This is a genomic window from Marinomonas sp. UCMA 3892, assembly GCF_012726345.1.
Taxonomy (GTDB): Bacteria; Pseudomonadota; Gammaproteobacteria; order Pseudomonadales; family Marinomonadaceae; genus Marinomonas.
Window position 1 is genome coordinate 30330 of the sequence record NZ_PTXN01000005.1, and the last position, 25950, is coordinate 56279.

Genomic DNA, 25950 nt, shown 5'->3' on the forward strand with positions numbered 1-25950 from the left:
CTCAAAATTCCTCCTGGCCGTTATGCTTGTCGCTCATACCGACGCGGGCTTGACTGGCTTCACGACGCAACGCCAGCTTGCGCACTACGACGTAGAACACCGGCGTGAGCACCAGACCGAATGCCGTCACGCCCAACATGCCGGCGAACACAGCGATACCCATTGCGTGACGCATCTCGGCACCCGCTCCACTCGCGAGCACCAGCGGTATCACGCCAGCGATAAAAGCCAGTGACGTCATCAGAATCGGGCGCAGCCGCAGCCGCGCCGCTTCAAGCACGGCCGCCAACGGATCGACACCTTCACTCTCCTTGGCACGGGCAAACTCCACGATCAGAATTGCATTCTTGGCTGCCAGGCCTACGAGCACCACGAAGCCAATTTGCGTGAAGATATTGTTGTCGCCGCCCGTAAGCCAAACACCGGCGATCGCCGAAAGCAACGCCATGGGCGCGATCAACAGAACAGCGAATGGAAGCGACCAACTGTTGTACTGAGCTGCCAGGAACAAGAATGCCAACAGCACTGCCAACGCAAAAATGTAGATGGAGGTGTTGCCAACCCGCTTTTCTTGGAACGTCAAGTCAGTCCATTCGTAGGTCATGCCGTCCGGCAGCGATTCGCTCACGATCTTCTCGATCGCGGCAGTAGCCTGGCCAGACGAATAGCCCGGTGCTGGTCCGCCGCTGATGTCAGCTGATGGGAACCCGTTGTAGTGCATCACTCGATCGGGACCGGAGCTACGTGAGATCGTCGCGATCGCGCTCAACGGGATCATGTCCCCCGAAGCGTTCCGCACCTTCAGCATGCCAATGTCTTCAGCCTGCATACGGAACTTCGCATCGGCCTGCGTCATCACTCGGTAAGTTCGGCCAAATCGATTGAAGTCATTGACATAAAGCGAGCCCAGATTGATCTGCAGCGTGTCAAAAACTTCGGTCAGCGACACACCTTGCGACTTGGCCTTTACGCGGTCGATGTCCACCTGCAACTGTGGAGCATTGGCCTGGAAGCTGGCCAACATGTTGGCCAGCTCAGGCGCTTGCATGGCTTTGCCCATGATCTGACCTTGGGCCTGTGCAAGTGCGTCTGGCCCCAGGCCCGCACGGTCTTCGATCTGCAACTTGAAGCCGCCCATTGAACCCAGGCCAGGCACCGGTGGCGGAGGAAAAATCCCGACGAAGCCGTCCGGTATTTGACTGAATTTGCCCATGAGCCTGCCTTGAATGGCGAACGCCGACAACGACGGGTCCTTTCGTTCGTTGAAGGGCTTGAGCATGGCGAACACCAGCGCGGTGTTGGGCTGATTCACTGGGCCGTTGAAGGAGAAGCCGGGGAATGCCATCACGCTTTCGACGCCAGGCTCGGCAAGCGCGATCTTGCTCATTTCCTTGACAACCGCGTCGGTGCGGTCCAGCGAGGCACCAGTCGGAAGCTGGGCGATGCCCACGAGGTAATACTTGTCCTGTGCGGGCACAAAGCCGGCAGGTACCTTATGAAAGCCCAGCCACGTCAACCCCAGGAAACCGACATAGAGCAGCAGCACCACAGCACTTCCGCGAACTGCGCGGCGCACGCCTCCGACATAAGCATTCGAGGCGCTGTCAAAGAAGCGGTTGAAGCGGCGGAAGAAGCCACCAAACAGGCCGTCGATGAGGCGCGTGACTCGATCGGGCTGGGCCGCGCCATGATGCGGCTTGAGCAGGATGGCGGCCAGCGCGGGCGACAGTGTGAGCGAATTGATCGCCGATAGGATGGTCGAGAACGCGATGGTCAGCGCGAACTGGCGATAGAACTCGCCTTGCAGCCCAGACAGGAACGCCGAGGGAATGAAGACCGCCGCCAGCACCGAGGTGATGGCCAGGATCGGGCCAGTAACCTCGTCCATGGCTTTGAGCGCTGCGTCCTTGGGCGACTCGCCAAGTGCCATGTGGCGCTCCACGTTTTCTACCACGACGATGGCGTCGTCCACAACAATGCCGATTGAGAGTACGAGGCCGAACAATGACAGTGTGTTCAACGAGAAGCCGAACATGTGCATTACGGCGAAGGTGCCGACCAGCGAGACCGGCACGGCGATCAGCGGGATGATCGACGCTCTCCAGGATTGCAGGAACAGCACCACCACGATCACCACCAGCAGAATCGCCTCTAGCAGCGTGACCGCTACAGACTGAAGCGAGGCCCGCACGAAGACCGTAGGATCGTAGGCGATCTTGTACTCGATGCCCTCTGGAAAGCTTGCTTGTAGACGATCCATCGTCGCGCGTACCGCGCTAGACACATCTAGTGCATTGGAGCCAGGCGTCATCAGGATCTGAATGCCAACCGTGTTGCCGCCATCAAGTTGGGCGCGCATGGTGTAGTTCTCCGCACCTAACTCCACACGTGCCACGTCGCGCAAGCGTGTAACCTGGCCGTGGGTGCCAGCCTTGATGACGATATCGCCGAATTGCTCTTCGGTGGTGAGACGCCCGAGTGCGTTGACGGTGACCTGAAAGGCAGACGAGGCGTTAGGCTGCTGACCGATAGAGCCGGCCGCAACCTGCACGTTCTGCTCCCGAATGGCGGCGACCACATCGCTAGCGGTCATGCCACGAGACGCAACCTTTTCGGGGTCGAGCCAGACCCGCATCGCGTACTCACCCTCACCACCAAGCAACACGTTGGCGATGCCCGGCAGGCGTGCCAGTTCGTCACGGACGTTGAGCATCGCGTAGTTGGACACATACAGCGGGTCGTAACGATCCCCTGGCGATAGCATGTTCACAACCATCAGGATGTCGGGCGCGGTCTTCTCAGTCACAACGCCGATGCGTTGGACCTCGGGTGGCAACCGGGGTAGCGCACGCGACACCCGGTTCTGCACCTGGATTTGCGCGATATCGGCGTTGATGTGTTGCTCGAAAGAGATGGTGAGCACCATCTTTCCGTCCGTGGACATCTGGGACTGCATGTACATCATGCCTTCCACGCCGTTGATGGCTTGCTCTAGCGGCGATGCCACGGTGTCGGCAATCACTTGCGGATTGGCGCCGGGATAGCTCGCCGTGACCTGTACCGTTGGGGGGGTAACCTGAGGGTACTCGCTCAGTGGCAACTGGAAGTAGCTGATCGCGCCCGCGATCAGCATCAGCACCGAAAGGACGATTGCGAAGATAGGGCGGTTGATGAAGAAACGGGGGAAATTCATTTGCGAGCCTCCGCTGAGCCAGCTGCGCTGTCAGCCTTGACCTGATCGGCCCCAGCCGCCCCAGCGGCCTTGGCAGACTCCGCAGGGACTGCCGGGGCACTAGCCGCAGTCTTAGTCGCGTCGGGAGCGCCGGCGGCCGGTGCTGCCGGCCCCTGCATGGGCACCATGCGCGGCGTGACAGTCATACCAGGTCGTACGAGGCCTTTGATTATGATTTTTTCGCCACCCTGCAGGCCACCGTTTATAACGCGCAGACCGTCGACTACGGGACCCAGCTCAATCGGACGATACTGAGCTTGGTTGTTTTCACCCACGACCAGAACATAGTTTCGGCCTTGATCGGTGCCAACCGCTTGGTCGTCGATGAGGACGGCCTGCCGAGAGCTTGCGGTGGAGAGCTTGGCCCTCGCAAACAGCCCAGGCGTCAGCCGTCCATCAGGGTTGGGGACGACCGCGCGAGCGCGGATCGTGCCGGTACTTCTATCAATCGCATTGCCGACGAAGTCGAGCACGCCCTTGTACGGAAAGTTTCTGTCAGTGCTCAAGCCTACTTGAACGGGCAACGAAGCATGAGTCCCTGAACCAGGTCTCGAGCGGCTCACCACATTGACGTAGGTTGCCTCATCGATGTCGAAATAGACGTGCACAGGATCGATGGACACGATCGTGGTAAGTAGCGTGGCTGCTCCTGCACCGCCGCCGCTGACCAGGTTGCCCTCGGTCACCAGCACTCGGTCCACGCGCCCGGCAATTGGTGCCGATACCCGCGCGTAGGACAGGTCGAGCTGCGCCGCTGCGACTGTGGCCTTTGCCGCCTGTACCTGCGCCTGACGCGCATTGCGTGCGGAGACTGCATCGTCATAGGTCTTCCGAGACAGGGCGCCAGTGGCAACAAGCCGCTCGGCACGATCAAAGTCGGCCTGAGCCTGACTGGACAGCACCTCAGCCTGCCGCAACTGCGCCGTGGCGGTGTCGAGCGCGACTTGGAAAGGCCGTGGGTCAATCTGGAACAACAATTGCCCCTTGCGTACCAGACTTCCCTCGGGCACGCTCACCGCGTCGACGGCCCCCCCCACACGCGAGCGCAACTCGACCACCTTCGGTGCGGCCAAAAAGCCGGTGAACTCAGTTGACGGCGTGATTGTGCGCGTGATGGCCTCAGCCACAGGCACCTGCGGTGCCATCGGTGCGCCAGCTGGTGGTGCTGCTGGTTTACTTTCATCCTTGCCATCTCGGGCAGCCACCGCTATCCCCCCGACGGCCGCGATGACGCTAGCTACCAAAATGATCCTGATTTTTTTATGCATGGAAGTTACCTTTTTTATTACGGGGCTTCGGTCCATCCGAAGCGGTTCGCATATGTTTCTAAAGGCTAGCCCTTACAACCACGTCAAGGTCAAGCCTTTTTCGATGACCATGACGAGCATGGGACTGGACTACAAGCTCTGGATGATCTGATCCAATACTTTTGGACACCACGCTAAGTGAGTAAAATGACTTAACGAGGTGAATATGACAACCCAAAAGACCCGCAAGACTCACACTGCTGAATTTAAAGCAGAAGCCCTTAAACTAGCCGAACGTGTCGGTGTTGCTGAAGCGGCTAGGCAACTCAAAATCTACGAATCACAACTTTATAACTGGCGCTCTGCCATTGAAAAGAAATCGACAACCAGCCAACGCGAAGCAGAACTTGCTGCTGAAGTTGCCAAGTTAAAACGCCAGTTAGCTGACCAAGCCGAGGATTTAGCCATCCTAAAAAAGGCGGCCACCTACTTCGCGAAGAATCAAAAGTAAACCGATTCGAATTTATGCTCGAACACCAGCACCAGTTCCGCCTAAAACCAATGGCGGCGGTGCTTGGCGTGACGCGAAGTGGGTATTATGCCTGGCGAAAATCAAGCAAAGAACCGAGTGCGCGCTTGCTCAAACAGCACAGCCGTGATGAGCAAATCAAAGCTTTTTTTGTCCAGAGCAAAGAGCGCTCAGGCGCTCGGCGTATTCAAGCCGACCTCGCGGAGGATGGGGAATGCGCTGATCTGAAAACCATTATGAACAGCATGACAAGGCAGAATTTAGTGGCTAAAGCTGCGCGTAAATTCAAAACCACAACCGATAGCGATCACCAGCTTCCGGTAGCGCCAAACCTATTGGAGCAGAACTTCGATACCACTGGCCCGAACCAAAAATGGGTCGGTGATATCACGTATCTGATGACAAGCGAAGGCTGGCTGTATCTGGCGGTGATTATTGATTTGTACTCGCGAGCTGTGATTGGCTGGTCAATGAATAATCGTATGACGGCTCAGTTGGCTTGTGATGCACTGACTATGGCATTGTTCCGCCGTGGGTTCCCGAAAAATGTAATTGTTCACAGCGACCGCGGTAGCCAATATTGTTCACATGCCTATCGAAATCTGATTGAAAAACATCAACTTACCCAAAGTATGAGCCGCAAAGCCTGCTGCTGGGACAATGCCTGTGCAGAGAGCTTCTTCCATTCACTGAAGGTTGAGGCGATTCAGTACGAGCCAATCATGGACCGGGAAACCATGCGACAGACCGTTTTTGAATACATAGAAGTTGATTACAACAAAACCAGAAGGCATAGTTCACTTGGCTATTTAAGCCCTGAGAATTTTGAACTGAAACACAGTGCTTAGTTAAGTGTCCAGAGTTAGCGGATCAGATCAGGAACCTTCCGGCCTCCCGGTGAACGCATGAGATGCAGTTACGGCCGAAAGGGACGCATCTGAGCCCATTATCCACGTCCGATCATCCCATCTATTTAAACTCGTTGTTCTAAAGGCATTCGTTTATCGCCTAACATCGATGTTTTCGGAGATCGATTTACAGATGAAGATATGGAAGGGCTTGGCGCCGCAACAACGGCAGTTCAAGCCCTCTGCAATACCTCAATGGGCATCCTGTACGGACACAGAGCTTTGATGACCTCCGTTCTGGCCATCGGCTGGCTCTTGGGCACCCTTAAAGCGGAGTAGGCGCAGCGCATTGAGCGTGACCAAAGCGGTGGCACCGGTGTCGGCCAGCACAGCAACCCAAAGGCCAGTGATACCCAGCACACTGGTGACTAGGAACAGGCCCTTGAGGCCAATGGCGAACACTACGTTCTGGTGGATGTTGGCCATCGTCGCGCGGGACAGCGCCACCAGGTGCGCAACGTCCGTGACGCGGCTCTTGAGCAGAGCAGCGTCTGCGGTCTCTAGGGCCACGTCGGTGCCGCCGCCCATGGCGATCCCTACATCGGCGGTCGCCAAGGCCGGCGCGTCGTTGATGCCGTCGCCGACCATCGCCACCTTCGCGTCGCGCTTCAAGTCGTTGACCAGGCGCAACTTGTCTTGCGGAAGCAACTCACTCTCCCACTCGATATCCAGCTTGCCGGCGATGGCCTGCGCAGTTCTCCGATTGTCACCGGTGAGCATGACCGAGCGCACACCCATCGCCTTGAGCTGGGCCACGCCTTCGCGGGCGTCACGGCGAGGTTCGTCACGCAAGGCCAACAGGCCCATGACATTCTTGCTTGCTTCGTCGAACAGAACCACCACCGTCTTGCCACCATCTTCCAGCTTGGCGATTTCCTGCTGGTGCGCGAGGGTCAGCGTGGCCATCTGCCCTGCATGGACGGGCGATCCCACGGCTAGCTTGCTGCCGTTCACGGTAGCGCGAACTGCCTTGCCCGGGATAGCGAATGCTTCGGTGGCTTGTGGAACCTCCACATCGAGGCTCTTGGCGTGGGCAACGATTGCCTTCGCCAACGGGTGATTCGATCCAGACTCGACGGCGGCGGCGAGCGCCAGTACCTGTTGCTGCTTGGATTGCCCGAAAGGCACGACTTCAGTGATGCGCGGCTTGCCCTCTGTCAGCGTGCCAGTCTTATCGAAGGCGACTGTGCGAACGCGACCAATGGTTTCCAAGGCGTTGCCACCTTTAATCAGCAAACCTCGGCGAGTAGCAACAGCCAGTCCCGAGGCAATGGCCGCCGGCGTTGACAAAACCAAGGCGCACGGGCACGCGATTAGCAGCAAAGCAAGACCACGGTACAGCCAAGTGCCCCAATCACCACCCATGGTAAGCGGGGGAACCACGACGATCAGCGCCGCGATGGCCATCACGGCCGGGGTGTAGTAACGGCTGAACTTTTCGATGAAGCGTGCCGTCGGCGCCTTGGAGGATTGAGCTTGCTCGACGAGCTGGATGATGCGCGAGATGGTGTTGTCCGATGCAGCCTTCTCAACCAGAACTTCAAGCACACCGTCGACGTTGATCGAGCCGGCAAATACGTCATCGCCACCGGCCTTTTGACGCGGCACGGACTCCCCTGTGATCGGAGATTCATCGAGACTGCTTTCGCCGCGGAAGATCTTGCCGTCAGCGGGCACTCGATCACCCGGGCGCACCAAAACCCGGTCGTTCACGCTCAGGGAGGCAGCGGGCACTTCGCGCTGCCCACCATTGGCGTCGAGCAAGACAGCAGTTTTAGGCACCAGAGAAGCCAGCGCTTTAATGCCGGCGCGGGCGCGGCCAGCGGCCACACTTTCAAGCAGCTCGCCGACCGCGAACAGGAACACCACAGCAGCGGCCTCCTCGGCCTCGCCAATCACGAGCGCGCCCAGCGAGGCGACAACCATCAGTGTTTCGATGGAGAACGGGGAGCCAGATATGGCCAGCGCGAAGGCTTTGCGCGCGAACGGGAGTACGCCAGCGATCACGGCAGCGGCGAAGATCCATTCCGCATAGCCGGGGATAAATTGAGCAACTGCATAGGCCGAGCCCATGAGAGCTGCTAGGCCCTGCACATGCTTACCCTTCTTCGTCTGCCACCAGCGTTGAGTGATAGCTGAGGGCACGCGGGCAGGCGCGGCAGGCGAGGATCCATCAAGGCGGCGCACGTCGGAGACGCCGAAACCCAGGCTTTTGATGGTCTTCTCGATGTCGCCAATATGTGTAGGACTTCCAGACGCGAGCGTCAGCTCAAGCGTTTCTGCCGTGAAGTTGATGCGGGCATCTGATACGCCCGCCATGCGAGCAAGAGCCGTTTCAATCTTGCCAACGCAGCTCGCGCAGTCCATGCCTTCCACGTGCATCGAAACGTTGGGTGGGTTACCAGGGGGCTCGCGGCGAGCGTGTGAGGTGTGATCATGTCCACTGCAGGAGCCGTGTTCATGCCCGCCGTTTGTCTTTTGCGTGTGGCCGTGCCCATGATCACCGCCGCAAGCGTGACCATCCTTGTGATCTTCGCTGTGGTCATGTGCATGGACCGATTGGCGCGATACGGCCGCAATCGAGAGCGACGACACTGGCAGTTCTTCCACACCGAACCCCAAAGTTTTGATTTTCTTAGCTACATCGCGAGCAGTGAAGCGGCTTTTCAGATTGCGAGTCAACGTCAGCGTTTCACTAGAAAAATTGACTTGCACGTCCGTCAGCCCATCCATTCGGGAAAGGGCCTTCTCGATTTTGCCGACGCAGCTCGCGCAATCCATGCCCTCCACACGGAAGCTCAGCTGCTCCCTAGCCTTGTCCTGGTACTCCGTTATTTCCCTTGTCATATCTACCTCCAAGTTCTCTGAACACTTTGCAAGTTAGGTTCGCCGCACGCCGCACATACTGCTTAAATATAACAAACACATGAACATACATCCATGTGTTAATCATTAAAAAAGAAGGCTGTTGTCCTTCTGTTTACGATCGTCTGTGGTTGTGGCGTGCGGCGTGCGGCGCACGTGCTTACAGTTTCGACACATTTTCAAAATGCAGATTGAATTTTAGCACACATATGAAGATATGTTCAATTATTTAATTCATGAAGTTAGCATGGTTAATTTCTACGCTCACGATGGGGGGGAGTGAAAGCTGGCGTCGGCTGATGAGGCCCAGGGGATTGAGTGCGGTCAGATTCATACAACCGTCACCCAAACATCACGCATGGGCGAAGTCGCGCTTACTCAGGACTGGGATGGCGCATTACAGTTGCTGACGGGCTGGCACCTCTCTTGCGCAATCGCGAAAATGCCCAGCAAAAAGTAGGCATCTTTGCGTTCGACGCAATTCGCAATCATTCCTCAGAGAAGTGACAGACCATGTCCTGAAACACTTGACTGATGTGCTCATCCGCGATGCCGTAGAAGATATGTTTCGCCTGACGTTATCCACGCACAAGTCGAGCTCCACGCAGGAGCCGCAGATGATGACTGACCAAGAATTGGGATAGATCGAGCGTTTCTGCGATGTCGCCCACCGCGACTGATCCGCGCATGCACTGTAGCAGGATCTTCAGGCGCGATTGATCTCCTAACAGGAGAAAAGTCTCAGCGAGAACAGCGACGTCACTATGAGAGAGCGCCAAGAGCTCTGGGGCCGAACGCTGAGCATTGGTGGCGCAATTCTGAGCATTGTCGCCATTGGCGTGTTTTCGAGAAGTCATGGATTTCTTGTCCCTGAGCTGCCAGCACTACGCTGGCTGCAGCATCAGTGTTGATGACCCGGGACGGAATGGTCGTGCTTATGACCCTTTTCATGGCTGTGGCTAGTGTCATGCTCATGTGGGGTGTGCCCTTGCGGCCCACCTGTCGGCTGCAAGCTGCAAAGGTTCTTTTCACCAGGAGAGTTCCATTCGATCCCGACCGTCACGTGCTCGATGCCAAATTGCTCTCGAAGCACCACCTCTACGCACTTGACCACGGTGCGCGCTTCCTCAGCCACACTAGGGCGAACGTGCAGCGTGGCCATCGTGCGACCAGAGGTAAGCTGCCATACATGCACATGACTGACGGCCGCCAAGCCAGGCACCGCGCCCATCAGGCCTTGTTCCACCTGCTCCGGAGAAGCGTCCTCGGGCGCACCTTCGAGCAAAATGTGGATCGATTTCGCCAGGAGCTTCCAGGCGCTGCGCAGGATCAGGGCTGCCACCAGCACCGACAGGATGGGGTCAATTGGCGTCCAACCAATGAGATAGATGACCACTGCAGCGACGATGGCACCGACCGAGCCCAGCAGGTCGCCCATCACGTGCAGGATGGCCCCCTTCACGTTGACGTGATCGGTCTCTCCGCGGGTCATGATCCACAACACCAGAACGTTTACCAACAATCCAAGCACGGCGACGATCATCATCGGGCCGGCAAGGATGGCGGGCGGAGCTTGCAGTCGCTCCCATGCTTCATAGGCGATCCATGCCACGATCACAAAGAGCGTCACAGCGTTCAGGAAGCCGGCGATGACCTCGAACCGAAGGTAGCCAAAGGTGCGCTTGCTGTCAGCTGGTCGGCGCCCGAACCGGAATGCCGCGTATGCCAGAGCCAGCGCTGCTGCATCGGTCAGCATGTGGCCCGCATCGGCCAGAAGGGCCAGCGAGCCCGACAGCACGCCGCCGACAGCCTCCACGATCATGAAGCCGAAGATCAGGAAGAAGGACAGCAAGACCTTGCGTTCGTTAGCGCCGGTCACTTTTGGAGTGTGGTCATGGTCGTGACCATGTTCATCGTGCGATTGGGACATCAGGGCCTCGCGCAGAAATTAGGTGGTTGACTGTACGTAAAATATAATACATGAACATATGTTTATGCAATGTATTTTTAGCAAACCATACTAAGGACTGCGAAAGATGAGTGGCGGCGATGCGGCTATTTAGTACGCCTATCCTCTTGGCCACACCCTGTGCAGGTCGTCCACAATCAGGTCGTGATGATGTTGGCCCAGATCCAAGTGCTGACGCAGATAGAGGATGACCCGCCGGAAGGTTCGGATGGTCGTGAGCCAGATCGGACGGGGCGCTGGCTGGCCAAAACCGCAGCGCGAGCACCACGCAGGAAAGCGCCTGAAAACATCTAGGAGATTTCAATCATGGACACGAACTTCGACGTCATCGTCATCGTCATCGTCATTGGCGCCGGGCCTGGTGGCGACATCGCAGCGATTCGCGCCGAGCAGTTAGGCATGAATGTCGCCTGCGTCGATGCCTGGAAAACCAAGGAAGGCAAGCCTACCCAAGACGGTACATGCAACAACATCGGGTGCATCCCGTCAAAGGCGCTGCTGCAGTCGTCCAAAAACTTAGACCAAGCCAAGCACCACTTCGGCGCGCTCGGCATCATGTCCACGGGCGAGCTACGCATGGACGTGGCTGTGATGCTGGAGCGCAAGAATCAGGTCGTGAAGTCGAGCAACGAAGGCAAACTCTATCTGTTCCGAAAAAACAAGGTGCAGTTCTTAAACGGTCTGGCGTTTATGACTCGGGCCGCCGTCGGCCTTGAACTGGATGGGCGCGGAGCCGTCGTGGTGAACGGCGAATGGCGCACCAGCGTGCCCAGTATCTGGGCCATCGCCGATGTGGTGCGCGGCCTGATGCTAGCGCACATGGCAGAGGAAGAAGGTGTCGCTGTGGTCGAGCGCAGAAGGTGTCGCTGTGGTCGAGCGCATTGCAGGCCATCGCGGTCATGTCGATTTCAACACGATCCCCAACGTCATCTACACCAGCCCGGAAATCGCCTGGGTAGGTCGCACCGAGCAGCAGCTCAAATACGCGGGCGCAGCATATCGTAGCTGTACATTTCCGTTCATGGCTAACGGTCGCGCGCGTGCATTGAGCGAGACAGCGGGTCTCGTCAAGGTGATCGCAAATCCTACGACAGACGAAATCCTCGGCGTACATGTAGTCGGCCCGCAGATCAGCGAACTTGTGGCTGAGGCGGTCATCGCGATGGCATTCAATAAGGCCTCACTTGCGGTCGATAAGCGCGCTGAACTTCTGATTGATCAGAATTGGACCCGCATTCATCTCATTGAGTGTAGCCGCGGGCGGTCATACGGCCCCAGCTTGTAATAGATCGCAATCCGCATCGCAACGAGCGCTTCGCCCGCGGCTAATCGTCGTTGTGCTCTTCGACGATGTGAGTGGACATGTCCAGCAGCACTTGGTTCACATGCTTGTCGTCCACCTCATAGAAAATTTGCTTGGCCTGGCGCACCCCCTTCACAAGGCGGGCTCCACGCAGCAGCCGCAGGTGGTGACTGACCAGCGACTGCGAAAGCTCGAGGGATTCCGCGATGTCCCCAACCGAGGAGGAACCCTTCATGCAGCACAGCATTATTCTCAACCGAGACGGGTCGCCCAGTAGGCGGAAGGTCTCGGCCAGGATCGTAACGTCATTCTGTGACAAAGAAGCCAGATCGTCGCTTGCACCGCGGGGCGCGTTAACTTGTTTGCGTAAAGTCATTTCTCAAAAATTCCAACTCTCGAACAGCTACTCATGCCGTTCAGAATTAACGAGGCTGCGATAATTTGATCGCACTCGCCGACAAAGATCAGGAGACAGCCTGCGAGCCAAGGCGCGCCGCGTCTATGCGCAGCGAAATCGTCCAAACCAGCAGCGCTCAAAATAGGGCTTAACCTTACAACATAGTAACCCTCAAGTACCCTGTATGTCTAATTTCAATTTTGAGAAGACACCTTGAGCATGCCATTAACAAGTGCTGGTCGTGCCACCGTAGCAGCGATCAGCCTGCCCATCGAGGGCATGACCTGCACGAGCTGCATCGTCCGAATCGAGTGCGCCCTGACCAAGGTGCCTGTCTCTTGATCACATCTCATTGATCAAGAGACTTGGCTAACAGGTAACCTTCAAGGATGGTTTGTGGTAAAACTATCCTTCCCATAACCGCTCCCTGCCGACTCGTCCCGTCCTTTTTGAATCAAACCAACCCACTAATTTTCCGAGACTTATACAAACCCAATAAACACTTGGAGTTCGCTTCGGTACTTTTTTCTTTTCGACTTTTGACCACAGCAGCTTCCAATCACTCACAAACTTACTTGTTAGCACTGATTAAATAAAGTTGACTTTAATCATATGAATTTTAATAAATTAAAAATCAGGCCGCATGCGACCTCATCCTGACGACAAAGGTCTAGCTTTCGAGCTAAACTGCGTATTCCCACCCATGGCGATCACCTAATAACATTGAAGGGAGTCGAAAGTTTAAGGGCAGCTTTCTATGTCCTGCAGATGGGAAGTATCCGCGAGGTAGAGAGCCTTCAGTATTGGGCAGTCGGGTTTTTCATTTCCCGCGCAGCAAGCAGAGAGTGTGGTAAGAATTGATGCCATACGTTGAAATTCTTCAATTTTTAAGGTTAAATCATTAATATGAGATTCAACTATACTTTTAACATCTGCACTCTGACGCGAATGATTTCCCCAAAGAGAAAGTAACTCTCCTGCCTGTGACAGAGAAAAACCGAGATCTCGACATCGACGTATAAAATGTAACTTATAAACATCGGCATCTTTGTAGATCCGATAACCAGCCTCTGTTCTGGAGACTGATGGTATTAGCCCAACCTCCTCATAGTAACGAATCATTTTCGCCGAAACTCCCGATAAGCGGGCTGCATCACCAATGTTCATCTTCACCTCCCAAATGATTTTTACTAATACTGTAGTTAGCTTTAAGTAACATAGTTTCGGGTAACATTTATTGAAGGAAATTTCCTAATCCATTGAACCAAGTAACCATTAACCTGTTCCCAAAAATCTCACCAGCCCCCACCTAACTTCAGGTTAAACCTTCCCCTAACCGGAAGGTCAAGAGAAGTCGATAGATTTTTTGTATGATATTAAAATCTTGATCGTTTAGATTTCCCACATGGTTTAATAATAAATAATTCTTAAAGTTCAAAAATAAATGCCGACTTAATTCATCTGACTCCACTGATCATCTAGTGTTCAAAAAATTATCTACCCATTGAACCATTGCTTTAACCAAATCATCATCATATGCGATGTGCTGACCATGGCGCTGTTCTGGCGAGGGCAGCCTCAAGGTGTCATCGTTCATACTGATAGTTGGACCATTGCAGTTTTGAGAGTCAAATTCATTTATTGAACGTCAACTACCTTGTCCGGTTCGCGTCAATTAACTTGTCCGGTTGACGATGTTTAATTGTCGTTAGCGATAGGCATCTCCTTTCTCATCATTGACGCCTTTTTACGGTAGCTTTCGCCACCTATCTCTAAAATAGTGGCGTGATGCACTAACCGATCAATCGCCGCCACCGTCATCATGTTGTCGTCGAAGATCTGATCCCACCCACTAAAAGGCTGATTTGAGGTGATAATCAAACTGCCCGTTTCATAGCGGTGCGCAATCAATTCAAACAATACCTGTGTTTCTTGGCTGCTTTTTTTGACGTAGCCAATATCATCAATGATGAGCACCGTATATTTGTCCATGCGAGCCAGCACGTCAGTCAATACCAACGCCGCTTTTGCTTGCTGAAGGCTTTGAGCAAGATGGGTAGCGCTAGTGAACTTTACTCGCACCCCTTGCGCCAACAAGGCATAGCCAATACCACAGGCAAGATGGGTTTTACCCACACCACTGGCACCAAACAACAACACGTTCTCGGCTTGATTAACCCACTGCTGTTGATCCGCCAGGGCAATAAGCTGATTTTTATTAATCCCCTCTACCACACTAAAATCAAATTGGCTCAACGGCTTACCCGGTGGCAGTTGTGCTTCGCGGGTATAGCGTTGTAAACGCTTGTGATGACGCTCACCCACTTCGTGTTCACACAAAGCCGCAAGGTAGGTTTGCGGTAACCATTGTTCATCCAGCGCCTTTTGTGCAAGGCCTTCCCAGTGCTGGGCGAAGCTACTTAACTTTAATTCCTTCAAGAGAATCGGGAGGGAGGCAAGATCAGCCATGTTGCACCTCCACACATAACAGCTGATCGTAATCAGCCAGCAGGTGCTGCTTTGCCGTAATGAGTGGAATCACGGCCGTGTCTGTACTAAAGCGCTTATTGCACTGTAAGTTGCTGGGTAATTCACCCCCCTCAATGCTTTTGAGTACGTAACGACCAAGGCTATCTTGGCACTGAGCTGTCGCGGCCAAGTGCAGCAGGCGCACGATGTAACGGCAGGCATCATGGGGATTCAGTGTGCCGTCAACATACTGCCAGATACGGTGGTAGTCCGGGGTGGGTAATAAGTCATCGCGCAGCTGCGAGTAACGGAAGGCCCCCGGCTTTTTAACCAAGGAGTCGATAACATGGCGATAATCGACACTGCGTCCGCGCTGGGTTGTGGTGGCATAAACACGCGGTAAGCTGAGTATCTGCTCATGCCCACTGAACAGATCCAAGCGCTCGTCATACAGCTGAACATACAGCCGCTCGCCGATAAAGCGAGACGGTACGGTATAGGTCACCCGTTTGAGGTCAAAGCTGCTACTGCTGCTAATCAGAACACTGTGCTCCGCATAATCATGAGTGCGCCGTTTTGGCAGTGTCTGCAATAACGGCCGCTCTTGTTCAAAGCGGGTGCGGCATTGCTGGTTAATCTTGGTGACAATACCATCCACGAAGGCTTGATAGGCCTCAAGGGACGTAAAATCAGTATCGCCTCGCAGCAGCAAGGCCTGAGTCATACGTCGCTTTAAATGCCCGTGTGCCGCTTCTATTGTACCGTTCTCATGGCTCTTGCCGGGGTTGTTACGACTGCCTTTGAGTTGATAGTGGTGGCATAAGGCGTCGTACCGAACGGTAAGCTGTTCCTTCTCGGCCAGATTGTTAAAGGCGGCACTCAAGCTGTCGGTGCGGTGTTCAAGGGGTGCGCCACCACTGCGCCATAAGGCATTCTGAAGCCCTGTAGACAAGGCGGTATAGCTTTCACCACCGCAAATGACTTTGGCGTACGTCCAGCCGCTAAAGGCAAGGCGATAGTGGTATAGCAAATGGCAAAATACCTGCCCAAGTATTGTAATCGTAACCCCTTTCAAGAGCGTGAAGTCCGATAAACCCAAACGCCCAGGCACTTTAGTTTGGCGGAACATGACTTCCTTTGCGGGGCCATGTTTGACCTTCCATGCTTTGACACGTCGCTGCAACGTGCGCAGTACGGTGTTGTCATACTGATTGGGGTAGTTGTCGTGAAGGTATTCAAACAACGTGAGCGGCAATAGTTCAGGGTTCGCTTCGAGTAGTGGTACCAGCACCGATGACCAGACCTCAGCAAGCGGGTCTTTGCGAGTGCGCCATTGACGCTTGGGGGTTGGTTCTGTGTTCAGTTCACCGCTGTCTATGCGGCGACCTGATCGCTCTGATAAACCAGACTTTGCCGAAGCGGCAAGCTGGGTTTGACCTTGTTTACGTTCATTCATATATAACCTGATTTGTTGATCTGTGATGGGTTTGCCCGACACGGTTATCTCCTAATGGAATCCGTGACGGACGGTATCAGATCAACCGGCCAACATAGTTGTCGCCGACCGGACAAGTTAATTGTCGTTCAATATTCATTAGAGATCCGATTGCATTTCGAGCTCTATCGAGTGATTTTGCTTCAATGAGTTCAGCAATAGTAAAGAGCACCATAATCATCGCAGCTTCTGGCCACTGTCTAGAATTAAGGCCCATAACTGCGTATTCCAGACCAAGGTTGCCACTGATTCCAGACGAAGCCTGCCACCCATTCCACGCGAAAGCTGCCACTGATTCCACGGCAAAGCTGCCACCCTGGCAGGCTGCCTGATTCCCCCATCAAAACGTCCGGCGCGGGATAACTAACGGTACTCTGCTCCTTTTCATCCGGAGAGGGCCAGATGCCAGCGAAGAGGTTATCCATGCGTAAAATCAAAGAAGTCCTTCGCCTCAAGTGGGAGCGAGGGCTTAGCAACCGACAGGTTGCCGCAGCCTGCGGCATCAGTCGCCCCACTGTGAGCGAGTATCTGCGGCGTGCTGCTGAGGCGGAGCTTGGCTGGCCGCTGCCAGAGGATCTGAGTGAAGCCCAGCTGGAGCAACGGCTGTTCCCGCCACCACCGGATCTACCGGCACAGGTCCGAGGCATTCCAGACTGGCAGCGGATCCACGATGAGCTCCGGGGCAAGAACGTCACCCTGTTCCTGCTCTGGCAGGAGTACCGGGAAGCCAATCCGGATGGCTACCAGTACAGCTGGTTCTGCGAGCACTACCGGGCCTGGCAGGGCAAGCTGGATCTGGTGATGCGTCAGGACCACCGAGCCGGTGAAAAGCTGTTCGTGGACTATGCTGGGCACACGGTGCCCGTCATTGATCGCACCACCGGTGAGATCCATGAGGCGCAAGTCTTTGTGGCGGTGATGGGTGCGTCCAATTACACCTACGCCGAGGCCACCTGGAGCCAGACACTGCCGGACTGGATCGGCTCTCACATCCGGACTTTCGAGTTCTTGGGCGGCGTGCCGGAACTGGTGGTTCCGGATAACCTCCGTTCCGGCGTCAGCAAGGCCCATCGCTACGAGCCGGATCTCAATCCGACCTATCAGGATATGGCTAGCCATTATGGCGTGGCCGTTGTCCCCACACGGGTTCGCAAGCCCCGTGACAAGGCCAAGGTGGAAGGTGGCGTATTGATCGTTGAGCGCTGGATCCTGGCGGCCCTGCGCCACCGTCAGCACTTCTCCCTGGGGCAGCTCAACGCCACCATCCGTGAGCTGTTGGAGAAGCTCAATAGCCGCCCCTTCCGCAAGTTGCCCGGGTGCCGGCTTGATCACTTCAAACAGCTGGACCAGCCGGTTCTACAACCGCTACCCGCCGAGCCGTATGTCTACGCCGAGTGGAAAAAAGCCCGGGTACACATCGACTACCACGTGGCCATCGATGGGCATTACTACTCGGTGCCCTACACCCTGATCAAGAAAGAGGTGGAGGTCCGGATCACCCACAACACCATCGAATGCTTCCACCGAGGCAACCGGATCGCCAGCCACCGGCGTTCGGATCAGAAGGGTCGGCATAGCACCATCGCCGCTCACATGCCGGAGTCCCACCGCCAAGCCGGCGAGTGGAACCCAGAGCGACTGACCGCCTGGGCAGCCAAGACTGGACCGGCAACTGAAAAGCTTATCCGTACCGCGCTGGGGGCAAGAAAGCATCCGCAACAGGCCTATCGGTCCTGTCTGGGCATTCTCCGGTTGGGGCAGAGCTACGGCGGGTCGCGGCTGGAGGCCGCCTGCCAACGCGCCCTGATGCTGGGCAGCTGCCGATACAAGAGCATCGAATCCATCCTCAAGCACCGCCTGGATGAGCAGCCCCTGGAAGAGCAACAAGAACTGGCCTTACCTGACACACACGACAACATCCGCGGCCCTGCCTACTACCACTGAAGGAATCTGACATGTTGAAACATCCCACACTGGATAAGCTCCACGCCCTCAAACTGACCGGCATGGCCGCCGCCCTGGAGGATCAGTCGGCCACCCCCGACATCACCGATCTGAGCTTCGAGGAGCGCCTCGGGCTGCTGGTCGACCGGGAAATGACGGAACGGGACAACCGGCGCATGAGCAGCCGGCTACGCCGGGCCAAACTGCGACACGCCGCCATCCTCGAAGACATTGATTACCGGAACTCACGCGGCCTGGATAAAGGGCTTATCCAGGGCCTAGCCAGCTGCCAGTGGGTGAAGGAACACCTGAACGCGCTGATCACCGGTCCCACCGGGGTCGGGAAAACCTGGCTGGCCTGTGCTCTGGCACACAAAGCCTGCCGGGAGGGTTACACCGCCCAGTACGTCCGCCTGACCCGACTGCTACGGGAGCTGACCATTGCCAAAGGCGATGGCCAATACTCAAAACTCCTGACGGATCTGGCCAAGGTCGACGTGCTGATCCTGGATGACTGGGGGCTGATGAAACTGAGCGCCGAGAATCGGCGAGACTTGCTGGAGGTGCTGGAAGACCGGCATGGCAGGCGCTCCACCATTGCCACTAGCCAATTACCCATCGAGGAATGGCATGGCGTAATCGGTGACGCCACTCTGGCAGACGCCATTCTGGATCGGCTCGTACACAACGCCTACAAGATCAACCTGCGGGGCGAATCCATGCGAAAACAACAGGCAAAGTTGACGGCCACCGAGACTTCGGAGTAAGAAGAGAAACCCCGCGTCGCTACGCTCCGATGGGTGGCAGCCTTGCTCCGGTCCGGGTGGCAGGCTTCACATGGAATGGGTGGCAACCTTCAGCGGTTTACGCACCCATAACTGCCATATACATCCCCTTATTTCTTTTTAATCAGTTTTTCCTCTACAGGACAATCCATTTGCATAATGCGGATTTCAGTTCGCCCCCCCCAGATTATTTAATCTTTGTAGGCGCAGCCGCGCAACAGTCTCCACTAAGGCCATGATCATCTTGATCATGCGATTTCTGGTCATGGTCATGGCCACAACCTTTGTAAGTAGGCTTATCATGATTTAGGTCTTTTTCAACATGCGAATGGTTGCAATCATTATGAACATACAAATGACCATTCGCCTTGTTCAATTCGCCTGATTTCTGAATCTTGCCTCCCACAACCAAGCTTAATTTTTAAATACAACTAGCAGCTTCCTTCCTACTAGAGTTTTACTTTTTTGCGGGACCACTTGCCCAATATGTTTACTATACTGACTACTGAAGACCCTAATCTAACTACAGAGTCAAGTTCAAACGAGGGATATATGAAAATTGGTGAGTTGGCGCGTAAAGCAGGCTGTCCGGTAGAAACGATTCGTTACTACTAGAAAGAAGGTCCACTGCAGGCACCTTTACGAGACATAGGAAATAATTATCGTCACTACGACAAAACCCGTCTTGAAAAACTACTATTCATCCGCCGCTGCCGTTCTCTCGATATGACCCATGAGGAAATTCGCGCTTTGCTGTTAGCAATCAATAATCAGGGTAAAGAATGTGGCCCGATAGATGCAATCATCAACGCCCACCTAATTCACATTCAGCATCGAATCAAAGAATTAGTAGCGTTAGAAGAGCAACGTAAGGAGCTGAATGCTTTTTGTAGCGCTGACCGCAGCATAGATAAATGTTGCATAGTCCAAAAATTGACAGCTGATGAAAGTGATAGCGATCTTTCCTTAACCGCACCAACCAACCATTTAGGGGGGCATTAGTGATGCCACGCGCTTGTTTAAAATGAAAAAAATGTGATGGTGTTAAAACTGCGTAGTCTTACACCATTATGGGCCAATTTAAAGTACTACATTTTGCCGCTCAGCTTATCTCCAGAGCGGCGCTGTACCGCTCCTCCTCGGTTTACGGTGCGGGCTTTGCCCGAAGCATTGGTTAATGTCCTAAGAATAGGACATTCTGACCGCTCATCCCCAGCACAACTCCGGATTAAAACTCGTAGTTTCTCAGTCATTTGACGTATACTTTCCATACGTCGTTCTAAGTCAGCAATGTTCTCCTGAGCCAGGCGTTTAACATCAATGCTCTGGCGAGATTTGTCATTCCATAACGTAAGCAAGCCTTCTATATCTTCCAGAGAGAACCCGAGATCTCGGGCACTACGAATAAAAACCAATCTATGAACATCATTGAGAGCATACTTACGATAACCTGACTCCGTACGCTCGGAGGCAGGGATTAATCCAATTTGCTCGTAATAACGAATCATCTTGGTGGATATTCCTGATTTACGCGATGCTTCTCCGATATTCATAAGCCCACCTTGTTAATGCTCAGCGTTAATGCTCAGCGTCCTCAACCAAAGGAGGCTGGAACCGACGCAGACGCAATGAGTTTCCCAGAACGAACACGCTTGATAGCGCCATCGCCCCTGCTGCAAAAATTGGAGAGAGCAGTATTCCATAAGCTGGGTATAGCAGTCCTGCAGCCACTGGAATCAATGCTGCATTGTAAGCAAATGCCCAAAAGAGATTTTGTCTGATGTTACCGATTGTTGCCTTAGACAATCCAATAGCATTAGGAACTCCCTGCAAGTTTCCTGACATTAAGACAACATCAGCTGACTCCACGGCTATATCTGTTCCTGTACCAATTGCAAGTCCAATATCTGCAACTGCAAGTGCCGGGGCATCGTTTATCCCATCGCCGACAAAAGCAACTTTACCGTAATTTTCTTGCAGTCGACGCACCGCTTCAACTTTGCCTTCAGGTAACACTTCCGCAACCACTTCATCAATATCTAATTGTTTAGCAATAGCCTGAGCTGTATTCGCATTGTCACCGGTAATCATGGCGACCTTGAGACCAAGCTGATGTAATGCCTTTATAGCTACTGGAGTACTTGATTTAATAGGGTCAGCTACAGCAATAATTGCAGCCAACCGACCATCTATAGCAACATAGAGAGGTGATTTCCCCTCATTCCCGAGGCGTTCAGAAATCCGGGAAAAATACGTTACCTCCAATGCTAACTCACGCATAAATCGATCAGCGCCTACTTCTACAAGGCTCCCTTCAACAGTCGCTCGTACTCCCATACCAGTGATTGAATCAAACTCAGTAAGCTCTGGCAGTAAAATGCCGTCTCCTTCTGCCGACTCAACAATAGCGCGAGCAATAGGGTGCTCAGAACGTGATTCAACTGCGGCAACTTTTGCTAATACCTCATTACGTTCAAAACCCTGAGCTAGTTCCAGATCTGTCATGACTGGACGACCTTCAGTCAGAGTTCCGGTTTTGTCTACAGCAACAACTTTGGCATCTTTGAGTAACTGTAGGGCTTCTCCCTTGCGGAATAAAATTCCCATTTCTGCACCACGACCTGTACCAACCATGATAGATGTCGGTGTCGCGAGTCCCATTGCACATGGACATGCAATGATTAGCACTGCCACAGCATTAACCAATGCGAAAGACAGGGCTGGTGATGGACCAAATACTAACCAAATCAGGAATGTAAAAAGTGCTGCCAACATCACAGCTGGAACAAACCACAATGTCACTCTGTCCACAACAGCTTGTATAGGTAACTTTGACCCCTGGGCCTGTTCTACCATCCGTATGATTTGTGACAGCATTGTCTGACCACCAACCGCAGTAGCACGCAACCTCAGTGCTCCTTTCTGGTTCACAGTCCCTCCGACAACTCCACTGCCAACGATTTTTTCCACTGGTATAGGCTCACCAGTTATCATCGATTCATCTATAAAACTGGTACCTTCACTTACCTCTCCATCGACCGGAATCCTTTCTCCCGGGCGAACTTCGATAATGTCTCCAAGCACAACGTCTTTGACAGGAATATCATTCATTACGCCATTACGGAGCACGTGCGCCTCCTTAGCCTGCAAGCCTACTAAGCGTTTGATAGCCTCAGACGTTCTCCCCTTAGCTCTCGCCTCCATAAATCGTCCCAAAAGAATGAGAGCGACAATCACTGCAGCAGCTTCGTAGTACACATTAACGGTACCCTCAGGCAAAAGGTATGGTACAAACGTAGCAACCACAGAATAACCAAAAGCAGCAATAGTCCCGACAGAGACCAGTGAATTCATGTCAGGAGCAAGCCGCGTAAGAGCAGGAATGCCTTTCATGTAGAATCGACGACCTGGAACCACTAAGACTAACAATGTCAATACAAACTGGACGTACCAGCTTTCCTGGATCCCAATGGTATTCATCACCCAGTGTTGCATTCTTGGAATCATGTGAGATCCCATTTCGAGAACAAATACCGGCAGAGCCAGTGCTGTTGCAATAACTAAATCTTTCTTTAATAAAGCCTTCTCTGCGTCCTTTCTTACTTCAGACTCATTACTGACCTGATTTTGGGTATCGATGACACGGGCTTCATAGCCAACTTTTTGAATAGCAGATATGAGATCGTCTATGCCAGCCACTCCGCGAATAGTTGCCCTCTCAGTTGCAAGGTTAACCGTTGCCGCCTTTACACCATCAACCGCTAAGAGTGCCTTTTCAACACGGCCAACACACGAAGCACATGTCATACCTTGCACTGAAAGTTCAACGGATGTTACAGGAACTTCATATCCTACCTTTTCAATTGCTTCGATTAACTTCAGTCGATCAACAGGAGCTTTAAGATGAATATCCGCCAGCTCAGTCGCAAGATTGACACTTGCGTTTACGACGCCTTCAACTTTGTTTAAAGCTGCTTCAACTCGTCCTACACAACTTGCACAGGTCATACCCTCAATAGGTAAGCTAACCCGGGCTTCAGCATTGCTGGAGAGCTGGTTTTTATGAATGCTCATGATGTATTTCTCATTGTTGGTTCAGATATTAAACAGTCTAGGGCTTACCATGATGGGAAGGTCAAGCGTATTATTTTTAACCTCATGAACACAACAAATGAAGCGCCATCATTCCTGATATTCATCCAGCTGTTTGGTAGTGTGTAACTCTAACTCAAAAGAAACGAGCGCCTAAATCTCAAAATATCAGGCTAGTAGCCTGTTTGAATGTGCTCCCTCAAGAAAAGCCCCGCTAACTGCCTTTTGCAGTGGCGGCGCTAGCATTCTTTTCGGTATTCATGGCCGCTGCTTGTAATCAAGCTAAGTGAATGGGAAACCTATTAACTGAAACGCCGTCATGGTAATCGGGGACGGGGTGGGATGACGCCCAAGCCGTCAGAAATCTGGCCGCTTGGGCGTTTTTTATTGTTATAAGGTGCCCAGTAAAACGGCGCTGATTGCTGGAATTGTTGTGCCAATGACTTCTTGAGTGCTAGCAACAACAGGTAAAGTTGCAGACATGACACTTTCAACGACTGTTGGTGTGTTGTAGAGACCCATACCGCCACCAATGCCCAAGGCAAAGGCCATCAAGCTTTGGCGAGCGATACCGCCCACAATACCCACCAGAACCATGGCTCCCGCTACGATCCGTCCCAAAGTACCTTGGGTCCAATCTTTTAGGGTATCCCACACATCGGTGAAAGCATCACCACCGGTGCCTGCAAATGAGGGCTCCGAAATCATTAACGCCATTAAACCAAGCGCACCAATGGTCATTAGGCGCTGAGTCTGAATGCTGCGAACTGCATTTGTCATTCGTTAGTTTCTCCGTAGATACTCAAGTTATCGCGCTTACCATCAGCTCCCGCTGAGGCTGAATCGCTTTGAGTCTGAAGTGGACGTAGCACTGGCGAAACCGTTCGAGGTGCTGACACCCCAATATCCCACCGGCGCGGTTCAATTTCGGTAAACACGTAGCTGGATAAATTCAGATCTCCACGGTCATCCTCCCAAGGCGCAATCCAAATCCGCATTACCCTTGAAGGAATGCGAATAGGTGCAGATTGCTGCGTCTCGGGTAATGCTGGATGGCTCAGCAGTCCTGTCTCTAAATCAGATTGTGAATACCCAGAGGGAGAACCAATTCGAGTCGCCACAGCATCAATCGTCTTGGGTGCAGCGCCATAACTGGTAAGCTCATAGACTTCACGAGCAGATAAACAGCGCACACCGTCAGGCATACCTGGGCATCCATATTCACTACTCCCAAGACCCAATGAACTACAGCCAGACAATAAGGTTGAGCCGACTGCCAATAAAAGTAATCCAGCTTTAGACCACTGTTTTGACTGGTGCTTTGGGTTGTTCTGCATTGATGTCGTCATGGTTAACTCTCCTCTGGATACACATCTTATTGTCTGAAACGGACTTCGATCGGTTAGCAACATGCAGGATTTTTTCATCTTCTTGCACCACCCCCTTGAGAAGTGGCCAACGACAACGAGGCACCACGAGTGACTATGACTTCAATTTTCCTTGCAGCGTCTACCTCTATGACTGGGAACATATTTTCAGCCATGTCCAAATAGAACTTGGCCACTCTATCCAATGCTTTACCTGTGCCTTTAATCGCAGCGCCTTGTAATGCTTCTTGGCTCATGACTTGCTGGTACAGCTGAGTATCACCGGCATTACCCGTCTGAATCGTCGGAACAGGATTTACATCAAATGCGCCAGCCAAGCCCTGAAGGAATCCGGCCATCATCGACTTGGCCACCAGCTGGCCTTGTTTCGACACCAATCGGCCACGAATGCCGGCTTTGCCGTCTTCACCTACAGCATAAGAATCCAGTCGTGTTTCAATGACGCCACCGTCTTCTCTCACACATGAAATGGTCTCGCCTCGCAAATAAGCACGCTCAGAGCTCAAATCACCGTAACCTGCGGCGATCAAGAAACACTCTTTGATATCCGCTCTAAATCGGTTGGGTAAAATGGCTTCCTTTTGAATCCTCAGCAATGCAGGAAAAGGTTCGCGTCTTGCGGACTCGTGAGTAGGTGCATCCAAACCTGTGATCAAAGTACCTGAGATGATGCTGCCCGCCGGTAAATACAAAGGCGGCGCTTCTTGCACAACAACCTCTGGTTCAGCAACCACTTCAGGCTCAATCATACGAATCGTGATTGGCGGCAATGGAACATCCCGTGCTCGTGAACCTTGGCCACTGGCTGGCTGCCGATAGAGCGGATCTGGCAGCGGCGCATTGGCAAAATAGTCGTCTGGGTTAGACGGCAGTGGCTTTTCGTCTTTAGGCAATTCCATGGCAGATAAAGGCACTTCAAAACGGCTATTTGTGCCTTCAACTGCTGCATCACCTCCAGCGCGAACATCATTAAGTTCCGCTCGAAGGCGAACCAACTCCGCATTGACCTCACTTGGTATAGAAGGCGAACCTGGGCTTAGCCGTCCTGAATCGACGTCACGACGCAAGCGCTCAACTTCACGACGTAACTGTTCATTGCGCTCACTGAGTAGTTTTACGTTCGCAGCCAAACTATCGACCCCAACATCACGAGTATTGGTATCCGTAAGAATGTGCCGGATCGTTTCCTGCCGGTTCCGACTGTTCGCGCCATCGTCAGGATTAGGTGAAAACACCATCACCATAAGGATGAGACCACCAGCAATACCTGCAACCGATAGGCCCCGCTTCATGTTCGGGCTCAATTGCTCCCATTGTGCTTTCATCG

General features: G+C 53.5%; 20 protein-coding genes and 3 pseudogenes. 7 read left to right on the forward strand and 16 right to left on the reverse strand.

Annotated features, from left to right (window positions below):
- Position 1 precedes the first annotated feature (1 nt).
- Both B6N13_RS08015 and B6N13_RS08020 read right to left on the reverse strand, forming a co-directional pair.
- The gene (locus B6N13_RS08015) at positions 2-3193 is read right to left on the reverse strand and encodes an efflux RND transporter permease subunit (RefSeq protein WP_011788494.1); all 3192 of its coding nucleotides are present in this window, start codon (positions 3191-3193) and stop codon (positions 2-4) included.
- A complete protein-coding gene (locus tag B6N13_RS08020; protein WP_011788493.1) occupies positions 3190-4500 on the reverse strand; it encodes an efflux RND transporter periplasmic adaptor subunit in 1311 nt (436 codons plus the stop codon). The genes B6N13_RS08015 and B6N13_RS08020 overlap by 4 nt, the downstream gene beginning before the upstream one ends.
- Before the next feature lie 205 nt (positions 4501-4705).
- On the opposite strand from B6N13_RS08020, the gene B6N13_RS08025 reads away from it, so the two are divergent.
- Positions 4706-5856, forward strand: a protein-coding gene (locus B6N13_RS08025; protein ID WP_086022277.1) for an IS3-like element ISShes1 family transposase whose coding sequence is annotated in 2 segments (ribosomal slippage) — positions 4706-4949 and positions 4949-5856 — 1152 coding nt in all. Because the reading frame shifts where the segments join, the coding sequence is not laid out codon by codon here.
- A 252-nt stretch (positions 5857-6108) separates the two neighbouring features.
- On the opposite strand, the gene B6N13_RS08030 is transcribed toward B6N13_RS08025, so the two are convergent.
- Both B6N13_RS08030 and B6N13_RS08035 read right to left on the reverse strand, forming a co-directional pair.
- On the reverse strand, positions 6109-8763 hold the full coding sequence (locus B6N13_RS08030) for a heavy metal translocating P-type ATPase (RefSeq protein WP_011788492.1): 2655 nt from the start codon (positions 8761-8763) through the stop codon (positions 6109-6111).
- A 506-nt stretch (positions 8764-9269) separates the two neighbouring features.
- A pseudogene (locus B6N13_RS08035) lies at positions 9270-9560 on the reverse strand (metalloregulator ArsR/SmtB family transcription factor).
- Here B6N13_RS08035 and B6N13_RS23330 point away from each other — a divergent pair.
- Entirely contained in the window at positions 9546-9692 is a 147-nt protein-coding gene (locus tag B6N13_RS23330) for a hypothetical protein (protein ID WP_248280286.1), read from the forward strand. The pseudogene B6N13_RS08035 and the gene B6N13_RS23330 overlap by 15 nt on opposite strands.
- On the opposite strand, the gene B6N13_RS08040 is transcribed toward B6N13_RS23330, so the two are convergent.
- On the reverse strand, positions 9683-10711 hold the full coding sequence (locus B6N13_RS08040; RefSeq protein WP_011788490.1) for a cation diffusion facilitator family transporter: 1029 nt from the start codon (positions 10709-10711) through the stop codon (positions 9683-9685). The two genes, B6N13_RS23330 and B6N13_RS08040, sit on opposite strands and share 10 nt — an antisense overlap.
- Positions 10712-11056: 345 nt before the next feature.
- Between B6N13_RS08040 and B6N13_RS23335 the strand changes: the two genes are divergently transcribed.
- Together B6N13_RS23335 and B6N13_RS23340 are read left to right on the forward strand one after the other, a co-directional pair.
- The gene (locus tag B6N13_RS23335; RefSeq protein WP_015066563.1) at positions 11057-11755 is read left to right on the forward strand and encodes an FAD-dependent oxidoreductase; all 699 of its coding nucleotides are present in this window, start codon (positions 11057-11059) and stop codon (positions 11753-11755) included.
- A complete protein-coding gene (locus B6N13_RS23340; RefSeq protein ID WP_231401330.1) occupies positions 11697-12035 on the forward strand; it encodes a hypothetical protein in 339 nt (112 codons plus the stop codon). The genes B6N13_RS23335 and B6N13_RS23340 overlap by 59 nt, the downstream gene beginning before the upstream one ends.
- Before the next feature lie 40 nt (positions 12036-12075).
- On the opposite strand, the gene B6N13_RS08055 is transcribed toward B6N13_RS23340, so the two are convergent.
- From B6N13_RS08055 to B6N13_RS08080, 6 genes and pseudogenes are all read right to left on the reverse strand, one after another.
- Positions 12076-12429, reverse strand: coding sequence for a metalloregulator ArsR/SmtB family transcription factor (locus tag B6N13_RS08055; RefSeq protein ID WP_011788489.1), 354 nt, complete (start codon positions 12427-12429; stop codon positions 12076-12078).
- A gap of 429 nt (positions 12430-12858) precedes the next feature.
- Positions 12859-13008: pseudogene (locus B6N13_RS08060) on the reverse strand (IS4 family transposase); the annotation flags it as partial.
- Between the two features lie 183 nt (positions 13009-13191).
- Complete coding sequence (cueR, locus tag B6N13_RS08065; RefSeq protein ID WP_011788488.1) at positions 13192-13617, reverse strand: Cu(I)-responsive transcriptional regulator; 426 nt, start codon at positions 13615-13617, stop codon at positions 13192-13194.
- Between the two features lie 531 nt (positions 13618-14148).
- A complete protein-coding gene (istB, locus tag B6N13_RS08070; protein ID WP_063529288.1) occupies positions 14149-14919 on the reverse strand; it encodes an IS21-like element ISSpu15 family helper ATPase IstB in 771 nt (256 codons plus the stop codon).
- A complete protein-coding gene (istA, locus tag B6N13_RS08075; protein ID WP_063529287.1) occupies positions 14912-16417 on the reverse strand; it encodes an IS21-like element ISSpu15 family transposase in 1506 nt (501 codons plus the stop codon). The genes istB (B6N13_RS08070) and istA (B6N13_RS08075) overlap by 8 nt, the downstream gene beginning before the upstream one ends.
- Before the next feature lie 34 nt (positions 16418-16451).
- Entirely contained in the window at positions 16452-16715 is a 264-nt protein-coding gene (locus tag B6N13_RS08080; protein ID WP_011788483.1) for a hypothetical protein, read from the reverse strand.
- 101 nt (positions 16716-16816) lie between these two features.
- On the opposite strand from B6N13_RS08080, the gene istA (B6N13_RS08085) reads away from it, so the two are divergent.
- The 3 genes and pseudogenes from istA (B6N13_RS08085) (at position 16817) to B6N13_RS08095 (ending at position 20145) form a co-directional block, all read left to right on the forward strand.
- The gene (istA, locus tag B6N13_RS08085; RefSeq protein ID WP_011788482.1) at positions 16817-18358 is read left to right on the forward strand and encodes an IS21-like element ISSpu5 family transposase; all 1542 of its coding nucleotides are present in this window, start codon (positions 16817-16819) and stop codon (positions 18356-18358) included.
- Between the two features lie 11 nt (positions 18359-18369).
- Positions 18370-19125 carry an IS21-like element ISSpu5 family helper ATPase IstB gene (gene istB / locus B6N13_RS08090; RefSeq protein ID WP_011788481.1) on the forward strand — a complete coding sequence of 252 codons (756 nt, stop codon included), beginning with the start codon at positions 18370-18372 and terminating at the stop codon, positions 19123-19125.
- A 570-nt stretch (positions 19126-19695) separates the two neighbouring features.
- Positions 19696-20145 (forward strand): annotated as a pseudogene (locus B6N13_RS08095) (Cd(II)/Pb(II)-responsive transcriptional regulator).
- Between the two features lie 86 nt (positions 20146-20231).
- Here the strand turns inward: B6N13_RS08095 and cueR (B6N13_RS08100) are convergent.
- From cueR (B6N13_RS08100) to B6N13_RS08120, 5 genes are all read right to left on the reverse strand, one after another.
- Complete coding sequence (gene cueR, locus B6N13_RS08100) at positions 20232-20696, reverse strand: Cu(I)-responsive transcriptional regulator (protein ID WP_011788480.1); 465 nt, start codon at positions 20694-20696, stop codon at positions 20232-20234.
- A gap of 25 nt (positions 20697-20721) precedes the next feature.
- Positions 20722-23217, reverse strand: coding sequence for a heavy metal translocating P-type ATPase (locus B6N13_RS08105; RefSeq protein WP_011788479.1), 2496 nt, complete (start codon positions 23215-23217; stop codon positions 20722-20724).
- A 408-nt stretch (positions 23218-23625) separates the two neighbouring features.
- Entirely contained in the window at positions 23626-24015 is a 390-nt protein-coding gene (gene traA, locus B6N13_RS08110) for a TraA family conjugative transfer protein (protein WP_011788478.1), read from the reverse strand.
- Positions 24012-24584: a TraV family lipoprotein gene (locus B6N13_RS08115; RefSeq protein WP_015066557.1), complete on the reverse strand. Its 573-nt coding sequence runs from the start codon at positions 24582-24584 to the stop codon at positions 24012-24014. Before B6N13_RS08115 ends, traA begins: the two co-directional genes overlap by 4 nt.
- Before the next feature lie 74 nt (positions 24585-24658).
- Positions 24659-25948, reverse strand: coding sequence for a TraB/VirB10 family protein (locus B6N13_RS08120; RefSeq protein WP_011788476.1), 1290 nt, complete (start codon positions 25946-25948; stop codon positions 24659-24661).
- Between the last annotated feature and the right edge of the window lie 2 nt (positions 25949-25950).